13 protein-coding genes are annotated in these 16,412 nt (G+C 70.3%); 9 read left to right on the top strand and 4 right to left on the bottom strand.

Annotated features, from left to right (window positions below; genetic code table 11):
- Positions 1–26: 26 nt before the first annotated feature.
- The 3 genes from VT52_RS16635 to VT52_RS16645 all read right to left on the bottom strand — a co-directional run bounded on the left by VT52_RS16635 (position 27) and on the right by VT52_RS16645 (position 3,973).
- Positions 27–1,007: an ABC transporter permease gene (locus VT52_RS16635; protein ID WP_046425976.1), complete on the bottom strand. Its 981-nt coding sequence runs from the start codon at positions 1,005–1,007 to the stop codon at positions 27–29.
- A gap of 99 nt (positions 1,008–1,106) precedes the next feature.
- A complete protein-coding gene (locus VT52_RS16640; protein ID WP_046425978.1) occupies positions 1,107–2,864 on the bottom strand; it encodes an ABC transporter substrate-binding protein in 1,758 nt (585 codons plus the stop codon).
- Between the two features lie 80 nt (positions 2,865–2,944).
- On the bottom strand, positions 2,945–3,973 hold the full coding sequence (locus tag VT52_RS16645; RefSeq protein ID WP_206306534.1) for an ABC transporter permease: 1,029 nt from the start codon (positions 3,971–3,973) through the stop codon (positions 2,945–2,947).
- A gap of 474 nt (positions 3,974–4,447) precedes the next feature.
- Here VT52_RS16645 and VT52_RS16650 point away from each other — a divergent pair, with 474 nt between their 5' ends.
- Genes VT52_RS16650 through VT52_RS16670 form a run of 5 tightly spaced genes read left to right on the top strand, consistent with a single transcriptional unit; the run spans position 4,448 to position 10,014 of the window.
- Positions 4,448–6,067: a peptide ABC transporter substrate-binding protein gene (locus VT52_RS16650; RefSeq protein ID WP_046425982.1), complete on the top strand. Its 1,620-nt coding sequence runs from the start codon at positions 4,448–4,450 to the stop codon at positions 6,065–6,067.
- 5 nt (positions 6,068–6,072) lie between these two features.
- Complete coding sequence (locus VT52_RS16655; RefSeq protein ID WP_046425985.1) at positions 6,073–6,996, top strand: ABC transporter permease; 924 nt, start codon at positions 6,073–6,075, stop codon at positions 6,994–6,996.
- Entirely contained in the window at positions 6,989–7,969 is a 981-nt protein-coding gene (locus VT52_RS16660; protein WP_046425987.1) for an ABC transporter permease, read from the top strand. The genes VT52_RS16655 and VT52_RS16660 overlap by 8 nt, the downstream gene beginning before the upstream one ends.
- A gap of 7 nt (positions 7,970–7,976) precedes the next feature.
- Complete coding sequence (locus VT52_RS16665) at positions 7,977–8,960, top strand: ABC transporter ATP-binding protein (RefSeq protein WP_046425989.1); 984 nt, start codon at positions 7,977–7,979, stop codon at positions 8,958–8,960.
- Positions 8,944–10,014: an ABC transporter ATP-binding protein gene (locus VT52_RS16670; RefSeq protein ID WP_046425991.1), complete on the top strand. Its 1,071-nt coding sequence runs from the start codon at positions 8,944–8,946 to the stop codon at positions 10,012–10,014. Before VT52_RS16665 ends, VT52_RS16670 begins: the two co-directional genes overlap by 17 nt.
- 128 nt (positions 10,015–10,142) lie before the next feature.
- Here VT52_RS16670 and VT52_RS16675 read toward each other — a convergent pair whose 3' ends face one another.
- Positions 10,143–12,257 (bottom strand): S9 family peptidase, encoded by a 2,115-nt coding sequence (locus tag VT52_RS16675; RefSeq protein ID WP_046425992.1) that lies wholly within the window; start codon positions 12,255–12,257, stop codon positions 10,143–10,145.
- Positions 12,258–12,434: 177 nt separating this feature from the next.
- On the opposite strand from VT52_RS16675, the gene VT52_RS16680 reads away from it, so the two are divergent.
- The 4 genes from VT52_RS16680 (at position 12,435) to VT52_RS16695 (ending at position 16,391) form a co-directional block, all read left to right on the top strand.
- The gene (locus tag VT52_RS16680; protein ID WP_037659963.1) at positions 12,435–12,629 is read left to right on the top strand and encodes a hypothetical protein; all 195 of its coding nucleotides are present in this window, start codon (positions 12,435–12,437) and stop codon (positions 12,627–12,629) included.
- 40 nt (positions 12,630–12,669) lie between these two features.
- Positions 12,670–13,548 carry an N-acetyl-1-D-myo-inositol-2-amino-2-deoxy-alpha-D-glucopyranoside deacetylase gene (gene mshB / locus VT52_RS16685; protein ID WP_046425993.1) on the top strand — a complete coding sequence of 293 codons (879 nt, stop codon included), beginning with the start codon at positions 12,670–12,672 and terminating at the stop codon, positions 13,546–13,548.
- On the top strand, positions 13,545–13,976 hold the full coding sequence (locus VT52_RS16690; protein ID WP_046425994.1) for a DUF6113 family protein: 432 nt from the start codon (positions 13,545–13,547) through the stop codon (positions 13,974–13,976). The genes mshB and VT52_RS16690 overlap by 4 nt, the downstream gene beginning before the upstream one ends.
- 198 nt (positions 13,977–14,174) lie before the next feature.
- Complete coding sequence (locus tag VT52_RS16695) at positions 14,175–16,391, top strand: TrbL/VirB6 family protein (RefSeq protein ID WP_071387458.1); 2,217 nt, start codon at positions 14,175–14,177, stop codon at positions 16,389–16,391.
- The last annotated feature ends 21 nt before the right edge of the window (positions 16,392–16,412 follow it).

The raw sequence follows: 16,412 nt of genomic DNA on the forward strand, positions 1-16,412 counted from the left end.
GCGAGGGGTCGGGAATGGGGCGGAGGTCAGGCGAGCCGGATCCGCGGGTCGATAAGGGCGTAGACGGCGTCCACGATGATGTTGAAGACCACGATCGCACTGGCGGACAGCAGCGTGACACCGAGCACCATGGGCAGGTCGCTCTGGTCCACCGCCTTCAGCGCGAGCCGGCCCACACCCTGGAGGCTGAAGACGGTCTCGGTGATGATCGCGCCGCCGATGAGTGTGGCGAGGTCGATACCGAAGATGGTGACGATCGGACCCATCGCGCCGCGCCAGGCGAACCGGAAGAAGACACTGCGACGGGACAGACCCTTGGCGCGGGCCGTGCGCACGTAGTCCTCGCTCAGCGTCTCCACCAGCTGGGAGCGCGACATACGCGTGTAGTTGGCGGTCCAGATCAGCGCCAGCACCAGCCAGGGCAGCAGCAGGCCGGAGGCCCACTCGGCCGGGTTGTCGGTGAGCGGAGTGTACGACGGGTTGTTCAGGATGCCGAGCTTCGCGACGAGGAAGTACATCGCGATGTAGCCGACGAAGTAGATCTGCAGCGAGGAGGCGATCAGCGAGCCGGAGCTGGCGACCTTGTCCTGCCACTTACCCTGCTTGACGGCGGCGATCATGCCCGCGCCCACGCCGAAGATGATGAAGACGACGGCGGAACCGAAGGCCAGCGAGAGCGTCAGCGGCAGCCGGTCCAGGATGGTGCCGAGGACGGGCTGGCGGTTGGCGAACGAGTAGCCGAGGCAGGGCGCGGGGCAGTTGCCGAAGTCGCCGTAGCTGCGGCCGACGAAGATGCCCTTCAGCCAGTACCAGTACTGGACCGGGACCGGGTGGTCGATGCCCAGGTTGTGCCGGACCTGCTTGAGCATGTCGGGCGTGCAGTTCTTGCCGCACGACATCATGGCGGGGTCACGCGGAATGGCGTAGAAGAGCCAGAAGGTGACGGCGCTGATGACCAGCAGGATGACCAGCGCGCCGAGGGTTCGGCGAACAAGGAAGCGGAGCATGGGGCGTGACTTTCCGGACGGGGCGCCGTCGCCGGGATAGGGGGGTGGGCCGTAGGGGGGCGGCCAGATCGTGGCCGCCCCCCGGTGGGTACTGCGCGGTTACTTCATCGCGTACAGCTTGGTGAGCATGAGGCAGGTGTTGCCCGGGTCGTAGACGGCGCCGCCGACCTTGGAGCCGTGCATCCAGTTACGGATGGAGTGGTAGTCCGGGACCACCGGCGCGAGCTCCATGATCTGGCGGTCGACCTCGCCCCAGGCCTTGTTGGCCTGCGTGACGTCCGTGAGCTTCGCCGCGGCGTCGATCGCCTTGTTGACGCCCGGGTCGTTGAGCTGGGCGTAGTTGCTGCGGCCGTCACCGATGTTCTTGCCGTCCCAGCAGGGGTAGAACACGGAGTAGCCGTTCGGCCAGTCCGGGCTCCAGCCGGCGGCGAAGAGGTCGAACGTGTTGTCGACCTTGCCGATCTGGGTGTAGAAGGTCGACTTGTCGACCTGCTTGTTGACGACCTGGAAGCCGGCCGCCTCCAGCGCGTTCTTGATGGCGACGGCGCTCTTCACCGCGGTGTCCGAGGCCTGGTAGGCGATGACCAGCTTCTGGCCGACCTTGCCGGCCTCCTTCAGCAGGGCCTTCGCCTTGACCGGGTCGCCACCGGGCTTCTTCTCGGTGCCGTAGAGGTCGAAGTGCTCGTAGCCGGGGGTGACCGGGCTGAGGATCGTGGTCGCGAGCGCGCTGCTGGCCGCGCCGCCGCGGATGGTCTGGAGCTGCTGGTGCGGCCAGGCGTAGTTGATGGCCTGGCGGACCTTGAGGTCCTTGATCCGGGTCATGTTGATCGGCCAGTAGTAGGTGACCGTGTCGATCTGGGTCAGGACGCGCTTCTTCAGCGTGGCGTTGGTCATGACCTGCGCCATGCGCTCGGGCGCGACCTCGTTGAAGATCGACATCGCGTACTGGTCGTTGCCCTTGTCCGCGATGTAGCGGTCGGTGGAGGCGACGAGCTCGAAGCCGAACTGGAAGACGTACTTGTCCGGGTAGGCGTTGCGGATCGGGTCCGTCTTCGGGTCCCAGTGCTCGTTGCGCACGTAGGTCAGCGACTTGCCGATGTCACGGTTGCCGATCCGGTACGGACCGAGCGCGAACGGCTGCTTGTCGTACTTCTCCTTCGTGTCCTTCTTCTTGTTCACGAAGCTGTAGCCCGGCATGGCGAGCGTGTAGTTGAAGTCCGTGCGGGCCTCGGTCAGGTTGAAGGTGACCGTGTTGCCGGAGATCTCGAGCGAGTCGAGGTGCTTGCCGTCGTAGGGGCCCTTGTACTTGTCGCCGCCGACCAGCCACTGCTGCACGTAGCGCGGGCCCTCGGTCACGAAGGACGCGAAGAGGCGCTCGAAGGTGTGGCGGACGTCGTCCATGGAGAGGGCGGAACCGTCCTCCCACTTGATGCCGTCCTTGATGGTGAACGTCCAGGTCTTGCCGCCGTTCTTCATGGTGCCGGCGTCCGTGGCGACGTCACCGACGAGGACGGCGGCGCCCTTGTCGTCCACCTTGTAGCCGGTCAGTCCACGCAGGATCGGGCGGCTGATGGCGCCCTCGGTCGAGACGTAGACCTGCGCCGGGTCCATGTGGTCCATGTCGAACTGGTCGAGCGAGTAGAGCGTGCCGCCCTTGACCGCGCCCTTGACCTCGGGGGCCGGACCCGTCGAGTCGGCCTTGGTGCCGACCGGGATGTTCACGGTCTTGGCCTGGCTCATCGACGGGACGTTCTTGTCGGTGGAGCCCTTGTCGCCGCTGCTGCAGGCGCTCAGCACGGTCGTGGAGGCTGCGGCCACACCGGTGGCGATCAGGAAGTTTCTACGTGAAAAAGACATGCTGAGCCTGCCTATAGGGTTCGATTCGGACGGTCGTAACCAGCCGGACGCCATCGAGCCGGGCCGGGTGGAAGGAAGTGCTACCGCTTGGACTTGGGGTCGAGCGCGTCGCGCACGGAGTCGCCGAGCAGGTTGAAGGCGACCACGAAGAGCACCATCGAGATGCCCGGGAAGAGCATGAACGTGAGGTCCTGCGAGTAGAACGCGGCTCCTCGGGCGATCATCACGCCCCAGTCCGGGGTCGGGTCGATGATGCCGACGCCGAGGAAGGACAGGCCCGCCTCCGCGGTCACGAGCGTCGGGAGCAGCAGCGTGCCCTGGATGATGATCGGTGTCCACAGGTTGGGCAGCAGTTCCTTGAACACGATGCGCATCGGAGACGCGCCCGTGACCTTCGCCGCCTCCACGAACTCGCGTTCACGCAGACCGAGGACCTGGCCGCGCAGCAGACGCGCGATGGTGGCCCAGCCGAACGCGGTCAGCACCACGATGAGGGCGAGGGCGCGCAGCCATGTCGGGATGTTGTCGTCGGGGGCGACGAAGATGCCGTAGACGACCGGCATGAACGCGATGAAGAACAGGGTGGACGGGAACGACAGCAGGATGTCGATGACCCGGCTGACGATGTAGTCGGTCTTCCCGCCCAGGTAGCCGGCGGTGATGCCGACCACGACGCCGACGACCACGGTGAGGATCGTGGCGGCCACGGCGATGCCCAGCGACGTCCGGATGCCGTACAGCAGGAACGTGAAGACGTCCCGGCCGAGCTGCGGCTCGACGCCGAACCAGAACTGCGAGCTCATGCCGCCGTTCGGGCCGGACGGGTACGAGAACGCGTCCAGCAGGCTCGGGTCCTGGCTGGCGTACGTCGTGTACGGGTTCTTGCCGTAGAGCTTGGCGATCAACGGCGCCGCTATCGCGATCACGAAGAAGAAGATCACGACATAGGCGGATATGACGCCCGTCTTGTCGCGCTTGAAACGCTTCCAAGCGAGCCGGCCCGGGGAACGGCTCTCACTGCCCTTCGGACCGTTCGAAGTGGTCGACTTCGTGACGGTCTCGTCGGTCACCTCAAGCGGGGTGGCCGCGGATGGAGTTGGGGAGGTCATGGTGCTCCTGGCCCAAGGGAGGGTCTGATGACTCCGCAGGGCGCTCCCCTACGGGCTACGCCGGACTTTTTCAACGCAATTCATTCAAGGTCAATAAATTCTCGGCCGACTTGGGCTTGTCTTTACCTTCTTTGCTCCTGCTTGGTGGAACTGTAGCTACGCGGGTAGCGCGATGTAATCAATCCGTGCTTCACATTGGACTAATTGGACTAATCGGGCAAGAAGTTCGTTATGCGGACGCTCGAGTGTCGAAATACGTACATCGACCGCTTCGAATCCAACGTTTCGGCAACGTTACGCGGAGATCCGTTGCGTGTGCCGCACAAGATCAACCGGCACCCCGCGCGGGCTGCCTGCATTCGGCCGACGTGTCCCTCTAAAGGTCCCTCAATCCGGTAATGAGCATGCGGTATGTGTCGTATGAGCCGATATTGACCGGTAATGAATCCGGTGATCACGACGAGGGAGGCGCCCATGCGGGGACCGACGCGCGCCGGACGGGCCGCCTGTGCGATCGGCGCCGCGCTGATGATGGCCGGATGCGGTGGTGGCGGCGGCTTCGGAGGGGCGGGAGTGCTCACCTCGTCCTGGGGTGATCCGCAGAACCCGCTGGAGCCGGCCGACACCAACGAGGTCCAGGGCGGCAAGGTGCTGGACATGATCTTCCGGGGCCTGAAGAAGTACGACCCCCGCACCGGCCGGGCCGTGAACATGCTCGCCGAGCGCATCAGCACCCCGGACTCGCGCACCTTCACCGTCACCGTCAAGGACGGCTGGCGCTTCAGCAACGGGGAGCCGGTCACCGCCCGGTCCTTCGTGGACGCCTGGAACTACGGCGCGAGCCTGCGGAACAACCAGAGGAACGCGTACTTCTTCGGCTACATCGACGGCTACGACAAGGTCCACCCCGGCAGCGGCCGGCAGAGCGCCGACACCCTGTCCGGGCTCCGGGTGACCGGGCCGCGGACCTTCACCGTCCGCCTGGACCAGAAGTTCGCCGGCTTCCCCGACACCCTCGGGTACGCCGCCTACGCGCCCCTGCCGCGCGCCTTCTTCACCGACCACGCCGGCTGGCTGCGCAAGCCGATCGGCAACGGGCCGTACCAGATCGCGTCGTACAGCAAGGGCTCCGCGATGACCCTGAAGAAGTGGAACGGCTACCCGGGCCCCGACCCGGCCCGCAACGAGGGCGTGACCCTGCTCGTCTACACGGACAGCAACACCGCGTACACCGATGTGCTGGCCGGCAACCTGGACCTCGTCGACGACGTGCCGGCCACCCAGCTCAAGAACGTCCGCACCGACCTGGACGGCCGCTACATCAACACCCCGGCCGGCATCCTCCAGACCCTCGCCTTCCCCTACTACGACCCGAAGTGGAACACGGAGGGGGCGCGCAAGGTCCGCACCGGGCTGTCCATGGCGATCGACCGGGCGCAGATCACCGAGACCATCTTCCGCCGCACCCGCACCCCGGCCACCGACTGGACCTCCCCGGTGCTCGGCACGGCGGGCGGCTTCCAGGCCGGGCTGTGCGGACACGCCTGCGACTACGACCCGGCGGGCGCCCGCAGGCTCATCCGGGAGGGCGGCGGCATCCCCGGGGGCCGGCTGAAGATCACCTACAACGCGGACACCGGCTCCCACAAGCAGTGGGTGGACGCCGTGTGCAACTCCATCAACAACGCCCTCGGCAACGACAAGGCGTGCGTCGGCAACCCGGTCGGCACCTTCGCCGACTTCCGCAACCAGATCGGGCAGCACAGGATGAGCGGACCCTTCCGGGCCGGCTGGCAGATGGACTACCCCCTGATCCAGAACTTCCTCCAGCCGCTGTACTACACGGACGCCTCCTCCAACGACGGCAAGTGGTCGAACAAGCGGTTCGACCGGCTCGTGGACCAGGCCAACGCCGAGACCGACCGGGCGGCCTCCGTGCGGCTCTTCCAGGAGGCCGAGAAGGTCGTCCGCGACAACATGGCGGCCATCCCGCTCTGGTACCAGAACGGCAGCGCCGGCTACACCGCCCGGCTCTCCCACGTGGCGCTCAACCCGTTCAGCGTCCCGGTCTACAACGAGATCAAGGTCGGCTGAGCCGCATGGGCCGCTACGTGGCGAGGCGACTGCTCCAGATGGTCCCCGTCTTCATCGGGGCCACCCTGCTGATCTTCCTCATGGTGAACGTGATGGGCGACCCGATCGCGGGCCTGTGCGGCGAGCGCGCCTGCGACCCGGCGACCGCCGCCCAGCTCAAGCGGGAGTTCGGCCTCGACCAGCCGCTGTGGCGCCAGTACGTCACCTATATGGGGAACGTCTTCACCGGCAACTTCGGTACGGCGTTCAACGGGCAGCCCGTCACGGAACTGATGGCGGCCGCCTTCCCGGTCACCGTCCGGCTCACCGTCGTGGCCATCCTCTTCGAGATCGTCGTCGGCATCGCGCTCGGCGTCGTCACCGGCCTGCGGCGCGGCCACCCCGTCGACACGGGCGTGCTGCTGGCCACCCTGGTGGTCATCTCCGTGCCCACCTTCGTCACCGGCCTGCTGCTGCAACTGCTGCTCGGCGTCTCCTGGGGCTGGATCAGACCGTCCGTCTCACCGGCCGCCGGCTTCGGCGAGCTGATCGTGCCGGGACTCGTCCTCGCCTCCGTCTCCCTCGCCTACGTCACCCGGCTCACCCGCACCACCATCGCGGAGAACAAGCGCGCCGACTACGTGCGCACCGCGACCGCCAAGGGCCTGCCCCGGCGCCGCGTCATCACCCGGCATCTGCTGCGCAACTCGCTGATCCCCGTCGTCACCTTCATCGGCACCGACATCGGGGCGCTGATGGGCGGCGCGATCGTCACCGAGCGGATCTTCAACATCCACGGCGTCGGCTACCAGCTCTACCAGGGCATCCTGCGACAGAACACCCAGACGGTCGTCGGCTTCGTGACCGTCCTGGTGCTGGTCTTCCTGCTCGCCAACCTCCTCGTCGACCTCCTGTACGCCGTACTCGACCCGAGGATCCGCTATGCCTGAACAGCCGTACGAGCCCGAGGGCGCCATCGCCGGGACCGGCATGGGCGGCGCCATGGACCTCGGCGCGAGCGAGGCCACCACCCTGGAGAGGGGCCCCGGCGCACCGAGCGGCGGCGGGCCCGCAGGCCGGCCCCGCTCGCTGGGGTCGGACGCGTGGCGGGACCTGCGCCGCAACCCCGTCTTCCTGCTGTCCGCCCTGGTCATCCTCTTCCTGGTGTTCATCTCGCTGTGGCCCTCGGCGATCGCCCCCGGCTCCCCGCTGAGCTGCGACCTCGCCAAGTCCCAGGACGGCCCGGGGCCCGGCGCGCCCTTCGGGTACGACGGGCAGGGCTGCAACGTCTACACACGCACCGTCTACGGGGCCCGTACGTCCGTCACGGTCGGCGTCCTGGCCACCCTGGGGGTCGGCGTCCTCGGGTCCGTCCTGGGCGGTCTGGCGGGCTATTTCGGCGGATGGCCGGACGCGCTGCTGTCCCGCACCACCGACATCTTCTTCGCCATCCCCGTCGTCCTCGGCGGCCTCGTGCTGCTGTCCGTGGTCACCAGCAACACGGTCTGGCCGGTGATCGGCTTCATGGTGCTGCTCGGCTGGCCGCAGATCTCCCGCATCGCGCGCGGTTCGGTCATCGGCGCCCGCCAGCACGACTACGTCCAGGCGGCCCGCGCCCTCGGCGCCTCCGACTCCCGCATCCTGCTGCGCCACATCGCGCCGAACGCCGTCGCCCCGGTGATCGTGGTGGCGACCATCGCGCTCGGCACCTACATCTCCCTGGAGGCGACCCTGTCCTACCTGGGGGTGGGCCTCAAGCCGCCCAGCGTCTCCTGGGGCATCGACATCTCCGCCGCCTCCCCCTACGTCCGCAACGCCCCGCACGCCCTGCTGTGGCCCTCCGGCGCCCTCGCGGTCACCGTCCTGGCCTTCATCATGCTCGGCGACGCGGTGCGCGACGCCCTCGACCCCAAGCTGAGGTGACGGCGCCTTGCTGCTCGAAGTCCGTGATCTGCACGTGGAGTTCAGGACCCGGGACGGGATCGCCCGTGCCGTCAACGGGGTGTCGTACGCCGTCGGCGAGGGGGAGACGCTGGCCGTGCTCGGCGAGTCCGGGTCGGGCAAGTCGGTGACCGCGCAGGCCGTGATGGGCATTCTCGACACGCCGCCGGGCCGGATCACCGGCGGCGAGATCCTCTTCGGGGGCCGTGATCTGCTGCGGATGAAGGAGGAGGAACGGCGCGAGCTGCGGGGCGCCCGGATGGCGATGATCTTCCAGGACGCGCTGTCGGCACTCAACCCGGTGCTCTCCGTGGGCGATCAGCTCGGCGAGCTGTTCGTGGTGCACCGGGGGATGTCGCGCAAGGCCGCGCGGGCCAGGGCCGTCGAGCTGATGGACCGGGTGCGCATCCCGGGGGCCGCGCAGCGGGTGCGCGACTACCCCCACCAGTTCTCCGGCGGGATGCGCCAGCGGATCATGATCGCCATGGCGCTGGCCCTGGAGCCGGCCCTGGTCATCGCCGACGAGCCCACCACCGCCCTGGACGTCACCGTGCAGGCGCAGGTCATGGACCTGCTCGCCGAGTTGCAGCGCGAGTACCGCATGGGGCTCGTCCTCATCACCCACGACCTCGGGGTGGTGGCGGACGTGGCCGACCGGATCGCCGTGATGTACGCCGGGCGGATCGTCGAGTCGGCGCCGGTGCACGACATCTACAAGGCGCCCGCCCACCCCTACACCCGGGGCCTGCTCGACTCCATCCCGCGCCTGGACCTCAAGGGACAGGAGCTGTACGCCATCAAGGGCCTGCCGCCGAACCTGACGCGGGTGCCCCCGGGCTGCTCCTTCCATCCGCGCTGTCCGATGGCCCGGGGCGTCTGCCGCGCCGAGGTGCCCCCGCTGTACGAGGTGTCCGAGGTCCGCGGCAGCGCCTGCCACTTCTGGAGGGAGTGCCTGGATGGCGACGGGCGGTGAACCGGTCCTGGAGGTCAGCGGGCTCGTCAAGCACTACCCGCTGACCCGGGGCGTCCTGTTCAAGAAGCAGATCGGCGCGGTCCGGGCGGTCGACGGCGTCGACTTCACCCTCGGCCGGGGCGAGACCCTGGGCATCGTCGGCGAGTCGGGCTGCGGCAAGTCGACGGTCGCCAAGCTGCTGTGCAGCCTGGAGCGGCCGACCGCCGGGTCCATCCGGTTCAAGGGCGAGGACATCACCCGGCTGTCCGGGCGCGCCCTGAAGGCGGTGCGCCGCAACATCCAGATGGTCTTCCAGGACCCCTACACCTCCCTCAACCCCCGGATGACCGTGGGGGACATCGTGGGGGAGCCGTTCGAGATCCACCCCGAGGCGGCCCCCAAGGGCGACCGGCGCCGCCGGGTGCGGGAACTGCTGGACGTGGTGGGGCTCGACCCGGACTTCGTCAACCGCTATCCGCACCAGTTCTCCGGCGGCCAGCGCCAGCGCATCGGCATCGCGCGGGGGCTCGCGCTGCGCCCGGAGGTGATCGTCGCCGACGAGCCCGTCTCGGCGCTCGACGTGTCGGTGCAGGCACAGGTGATCAACCTGCTGGACCGGCTCCAGGCGGAGTTCGAGCTCTCCTACGTGTTCATCGCGCACGACCTGTCGATCGTGCGGCACATCTCGGACCGGGTCGGGGTCATGTACCTCGGCCGGATCGTGGAGATCGGCCGGGACGCGGAGATCTACGAGCATCCGACGCACCCCTACACCCAGGCGCTGCTGTCCGCCGTGCCGGTCCCGGACCCCGAGGCGCGGGAGGACCGCGAGCGGATCATCCTCAGCGGGGACGTGCCCTCCCCCGCGGACATCCCCTCCGGGTGCCGCTTCCGCACCCGGTGCTGGAAGGCGCGGGAGCGGTGCGCGGTGGAGGTGCCGGCGCTCGCGGTGCCGGCCGTCTTCCTGGAACGGCCGGCCGGGCCGGCCGCCCACGACTCGGCGTGCCACTTCGCGCAGGAGGGGCGGGTGGTGCCGCCGGAGTCCAGCCGGGCGAACGGCGACGGGCCGGGGTGACATGGTGCACCCCGGCCCGTCCACGGCACCCGCACGGCCGTACACCGTGCAGCCTGCCGTGTCCGTATATCGGTACCGCTTCCGTCAAGTTGCCCGGCTGTTAACGCGGTTGACGGATGCCGTCCGCCTCACCCCAGGGACCGCCGCAGGAAGTCCAGCTGGAGGTTGAGGAGGTTCTCCGCGACCGTCTCCTGCGGGGTCATGTGGGTCACCCCGGACAGCGGCAGCACCTCGTGCGGGCGGCCCGCGGCCAGCAGCGCCGAGGACAGCCGCAGCGAGTGCGCGACCACCACGTTGTCGTCCGCCAGGCCGTGGATGACCATCATCGGGCGGTGCGGCTCGGCCGCGTCGACCAGACCGGCGTCGTCGATCAGCGAGTTGCGGCGGTAGACGTCCGGCCGCTCGTTCGGGTCGCCCAGGTAACGCTCCTGGTAGTGGGTGTCGTAGAGCCGCAGATCGGTGACGGGGGCGCCGACCACGGCCGCGTGGAAGACGTCCGGGCGGCGCAGCACCGCGAGGGCGGACAGGTAGCCGCCGAAGGACCAGCCCCTGATCGCCACCCGGCCCAGGTCCAGCGGGAACCGCTCGGCGAGCGACCGGAGCGCGTCGACCTGGTCCTGGAGGACGATCTCGGCGAGGTCGTCCTTGATCTCCTTCTCCCAGGCGGGCGAGCGGCCCGGGGTGCCCCGGCCGTCGGCGACCACCACGGCGAAGCCCTGGTCGGCGAACCACTGGGAGGTGAGGTGGGCGTTGTGCGCGGCGACCACCCGCTGACCGTGCGGACCACCGTAGGGGTCCAGCAGAACCGGCAGGGGAGTGTCACCGTGGTAGTCCCGTGGCATAAGCACGGCGCACGGAATTCGGCGTGCGCCCCCCTCGGTGAGCGTGACCCGGGGGGACAAACCGGGGTCTTCGGCGTACGAGCGGACAGTCGCCGTCGGTTTCCCGTCAGTCAGCACCTGTGCACGTGTGCCCGGAGTGTCCGGAGTTGCGGACACCAGCACCGTCACGCCCCCGGCGCGCACCGCCGAGTGCACGCCGGGTTCCCGGGACACGCGCTCCACGCCCAGTTCGCTCACCCGGTACACATGGATCTCGCCGACCTCGGACGCCTCCGCGTCGGCTCCCGTGGAGGCCGAGACCAGCGTGTCGTCCGCACCCACGTCCAGAACCGCACGGATGTGCAACTGGCCGCTGGTCAGCGGACGTTCGCCCACGGCGAGGACTCGGGCGCCACCCTCGTCCGCGATCCGGACCAACTGCCCGGAAGGGCTCCAGCACGGCGCCCCGGCGAACAGTTCCAGCCAAATTGGGTCCTCGTCGGCGTGCACCATCCGGGTCGCCCCGGTGTCCGGGTCCACGGCCAGGTACAGCAGGCCGCGCTGGTCCCGGGACTGCACGAGGACCAGTGGCGCACCCGCCTCTGACCAGTGCACTCGGGCCAGGTACGGGTAGCGGTCGCGGTCCCAGAGCACCTCCGTGCGCTCCCCGTCGAGGCCCAGGACGAACAGCCGCACGTCCGCGTTAGGGGTGCCCGCCGCAGGGTACGCGACACTGTTCGGCTCGCGGTCGGGGTGGGCCGGATCGGAGATCCACCACCTGGTCACCGGCGTGTCGTCCGCGCGGGCCACCAGCAACCGGTCGGCGCCCGGCGCCCACCAGAATCCGCGGGTACGGCTCATCTCCTCGGCCGCGATGAACTCCGCCAGCCCGTAGGTGACCTGTTCCGTCTCCGGTTCGGCGAGCGCGCGGTCGCCCTCGCCGCCTGCGCCCACCACCCGCAGGGCACCCTGCGAGACGTACGCGATGTGCCGGCCGTCGGGGGCCGGGCGCGGGTCGATCACCGGGCCCGGCACGGCGAGTTCGCGGGTCTCCCCGGTCGTCAGGCTCGCCGTGAAAAGCCGCCCTGACAAGGTGAAAGACGCCAACTCCACGGCGGCGTCGGTGGCGTAGCCGACGATGCCGGCCCCGCCCTCCCTGCTGCGCTCCCGGCGGGCCCGTTCCTCGGGCGAGAGCTGTTCACGGGCGCCGCCCAGCAGGGCGCCCGGGTCGGCGGCGAGGCGTTCGGCGCCGTCCGGAAGGTCCAGCACCCAGAGGGAGTTGGCCCGGTCGGTTCCGGAGCTCGAACGGAGGAATGCGACACGTGCGCCGTCGGGCGCCACGGTGAACCCGCGCGGCGCGCCGAGGGTGAAGCGCTGGGTCCTGGCGTGTCTGCGGGGGAAGGAGTCGGACTCGGTCGTCATACCCCGACCATATTGGCCATGCGCCCCCTTGTGCGGCCGTGCGCCGAGCGATGCGCGAGCACGGATAGTTATGATCACTACCGCTGCGTGGGTATGAACCTGCCGGTGTCCGCATGGACTTGCTCTACCGATCTTTCCGAACAGCCGTGTCCCTGGGATCTTTGGAGGTGAGCCGCCGTGGCACTCTCGATTTCGGCGGTGGTGCTGCTGGCGATCATCGTCTTCCTGCTGATGAAGAAGTCGGGACTGAAGGGCGGCCACGCGGTCGTCTGCATGCTGCTCGGCTTCTACCTCGCCTCCTCGACCATCGCGCCCACGATCAGCCAGCTGACGACGAACGTGGCGAGCATGATCGGCAGCATCAAGTTCTGACGGCCGGGCGGCCGGCCCCGGGCCTGCGTAGGGTGGTGGCATGACGGAACTGTCCTCCTCCGGCCCGCGCGCCGCCCGGCGGCTGTTGCTGGTGCACGCGCACCCGGACGACGAGTCGATCAACAACGGCGCCACCATGGCCAAGTACGTGGCCGAGGGTGCCCATGTGACCCTGGTCACCTGCACCCTGGGGGAGCGGGGCGAGTCCATCCCGCCCGAGCTGCGGCATCTGACCGGCGCCGCGCTCGGCGCGTACCGGCGCGGCGAGCTGGACGCCGCCCTCGGCGAGCTGGGTGTCACCGACGCCCGGCTGCTCGGCGGCGTCGGCCGCTACGGCGACTCCGGGATGATGGGCATCGCCGACAACGAGGACCCCGGCTGCTTCTGGCAGGCCGATGTGGACGAGGCCGCGGGACACCTCGTCGAGGTGATCCTGGAGATCCGCCCCCAGGTGCTCGTCACCTACGACGACAACGGCGGCTACGGGCACCCGGACCACATCCAGGCCCACCGCGTCGCCATGCGCGCCGCCGATCTCGCTGCCGGGCGCGGGCACACGATCGACAAGATCTACTGGATCCGCACCCCGCGCTCCGTCGCCGAGGACGCCTTCGCCCGGCTCCAGGACGAGCTGCCGTCCCTGCCCTTCGAGAAGAGCGCGGCCCTGGACGACGTGCCCGGCGTGGTGGACGACGCGCGGGTCACCACCGCCGTCGACGGTACCGCCCACGCCGCCGCCAAGGCCGCCGCGATGCGCGCCCACGCCACCCAGGTCGAGGTCGCCGAGCCCTGGTTCGCGCTCTCGAACGAGCTGGCCCAGCCGCTGTTCACCACCGAGTACTACGAGTTGGTGCGCGGCACCGCCGTCCCCGGCGAGACCGACCTGTTCGCCGGGATCGCCGTCGGGGAGACGCCGTGAGCGGCGCCCAGGGAGGCACCGGCACCCCGGGCCCGCTGCTCGCCCAGCCGCTGCGCCCGCCGACCCCCGGCCGGGCCCTCGCCCACATCGGACTCTTCCTGCTCGGTGCGCTCATCGCGATCGCCGGCGCCCTGGTACAGGCCGCCTGGTTCCCCGGCGGGCTGCTGCTCGCCCTCGCGGGCGCCGTCGGGGCGTTCCTCGGCGGTGCCTACGCCACCCGGTCCCGGGGTGGCGCGATGGCCCCGGCGGCGGGCTGGATCGTCACCGTCATCCTGCTCACCACCTCCCGCCCCGAGGGCGACTTCCTCTTCGGCGCGGGCGGCGGCTCCTATCTCTTCCTGTTCGGCGGCATGGCCCTCGCTGTGATCTGTGCCACCCTCGGCGCGGTGCGGCAACCGCGCCCCGGCTCCGCCCGACTTGGGAAGTGACGTACCGCTTTCCGGTGCGGCCCACGTGCGAGTTGGGTGTGGGTTTCCTCAGCGGTCAGGGGATGTACGCCAGAAGCGGCCAGTATGGTGGTGCGCGCCGCCGAGCCTCCCCCGCGCTCTCGACCTCGTTCGAGTTGGGGGGACCGCCGAAGCAGTGAGGTCAGTGTCGGGCGGCGGAGCCAACTGGGAGAACCTGCCTTGAGTCGTGAAACTGACACTCCGTCCTCCGGGCCCAACGGGCGCGGCGGAGCCGCGTACCCGTCCGGCACCCCGCCGTACGGAACCCCCATGGCTTCCGACGACGGTGCGGACGCGGGCCGTTCGGGCGCGCGGTCCGAGGAACGCAAGACCGAGACCACGCTGACGACCCGGATCCGGATCAACATCCCCGGATCCCGGCCCATCCCGCCGGTCGTCGTGCGCAAGCCCGTCGCGGACGGCGAGTCCGCCGACGGCGAGCGGGACGACGCTCCCGCCGCCGAGGTGAGCGCCCCGGCCGCGCCGGCGCCCGCCCCCGAGGCCGCCGCGGCGCCCGCGGCCCCGGCCGAGGAGAAGACCAGCGACTGGTTCGCGCCCCGCAAGGCGGGCGCGCCCGCCAAGGGCGGCGCGAGCGCCAACGGGGCCGGGAACCCCGGCGGTTCCGGCGCCCCCGCCGGCGCGCCGGGCGCCCGCCCGGGTGCCCAGGGAACCGGGAACACGGCCGGTGGCACCGGCGCCCGCCCCGGTGGCGTGGTCGGCTCCATGAGTGTGCCCGGCCGCAACTCCGGCAAGACGAACGGCTCCGGCCTGCCCGGCGCCACCGGCGGCCCGGTGGCCCCCGGGCACGGCGGCGGCACCGGCTCCTTCGACGTCACCGAGGCGCTGGCCGCGGGCCCGCTCGGCGGCGGCTCCCGTTCCCCCGACGCGAGCGGCGGCGAGCCGCGCCGCGACGACCTCCCGTACTTCACGGAGAACGGCACCGCGGGCGGCCAGGACCCGTTCGGCACCGCGGGAGCGGGCGGCGCGAACGGCATGGGCGGGCAGGGCGGCCAGGGCGGCCGGGGCGGCTCGCGGGGGCCCGCCGGGCCGACCGGCGGCCCGGTCACCGGCGACAGCCCGCTGCGGCCGGGCGCCGAGGGCCCCTTCGGGCATCAGGGCGCCGAGCGCGGCGCGCTCACGGGCATCGCCGACCTCGACGGGCCGGCCGGGGTGCCGGGCGCCGGGCTCGGCCCCGGTGGCGGGCTCAGCGACGACACCGCGATCCTCACCCCGCAGAAACCGGCCCCCGAACCGGGCACGCCCGGCTACCGGGCCCCCGACAACGTCTCCGGACACACCGTCACCAGCGGTATCCCGGTGGTCCCGGCCGGGAACGGCGCCCCGTTCGGCACCGGTGCTCCCGGCGGCCCCGGGGGCCCGGCCGCTCCGGCGGCGCCGAAGCCCGAGCCGGCCGCGGCCGCGCCCAAGGAGGCGGCCAAGCCGAAGAAGAAGGGCCGCAGCAAGCTGGTCCTGCTCTGCGTCGGCCTGGTCGTGCTCGCGGGCGGTGTCTACGGCGCCGGCCTGCTGATGAACCACACCGATGTCCCCAAGGGCACCACCGTGCTCGGCGTCGACGTCGGCGGCGGCACCCGCGACGACGCGGTCAAGAAGCTGGACGACGTGTTCGGCTCCCGGGTCACCAAGCCGCTGAAGCTCTCCGTGGGCGGCCGTACGGTCATGCTCACCCCGGCCAACGCCGGTCTCCAGTTCGACTTCCAGGCCACCGCGAGCGCGGCGGCCAAGAGCGACTACAACCCGGTCTCCGTGGTCGGCACGCTCTTCGGGCAACAGCGCGTGGTCGAGCCGGTCATGCCGGTGGACGAGGAGAAGCTCCAGGCCGCGCTCCAGCAGGCGGGCGGCGGCTCCGGCTCGGGCGCGGTGGTCGACGGCGGCATCACCTTCGAGGCGGGCAAGGCCGTGGCCGTGCACGGCAAGGCGGGTACGGCCATCGACGCGGCCCGCTCGACGCAGACGATCGAACAGGCCTTCCGTACCGAGGTGGAGACGGGCGAGGCCGCGACGGTCACCGTGCCCACCGTCAAGCGGCAGCCGACGGTCTCCGACGCCGAGGTCGACCGCGAGATGAAGGAGTTCGCGGAGCCGGCGATGTCGGCCAAGGTGACCGTGATGACGGACTCCGCGCACGCGGTCGCGATGAGTCCGCAGAACTCGCTGTGGAAGTTCCTCCGTGTGACGGCTGTCAACGGCAAACTGGTCGACAAGCCCGATCTGGCCGCTCTGAAGCAGTTGTACGGCAAGACCTTCGACGGCGTCCTCATCGCCCGCGGCAACGGCCAGAAGACGCCGGTCACGCCGCAGGACGTCTACGGCGCCCTGCGCCAGGCGCTGACGAGCAGGACCAACCGGGTCGCGGTCATCTCCACGAACCCGAACTGACCCCCTCCCGCCCGGACGCCC

The sequence above is a fragment of the Streptomyces malaysiense genome, assembly GCF_000980885.2.
In the GTDB taxonomy this organism is placed as follows: domain Bacteria; phylum Actinomycetota; class Actinomycetes; order Streptomycetales; family Streptomycetaceae; genus Streptomyces; species Streptomyces malaysiense.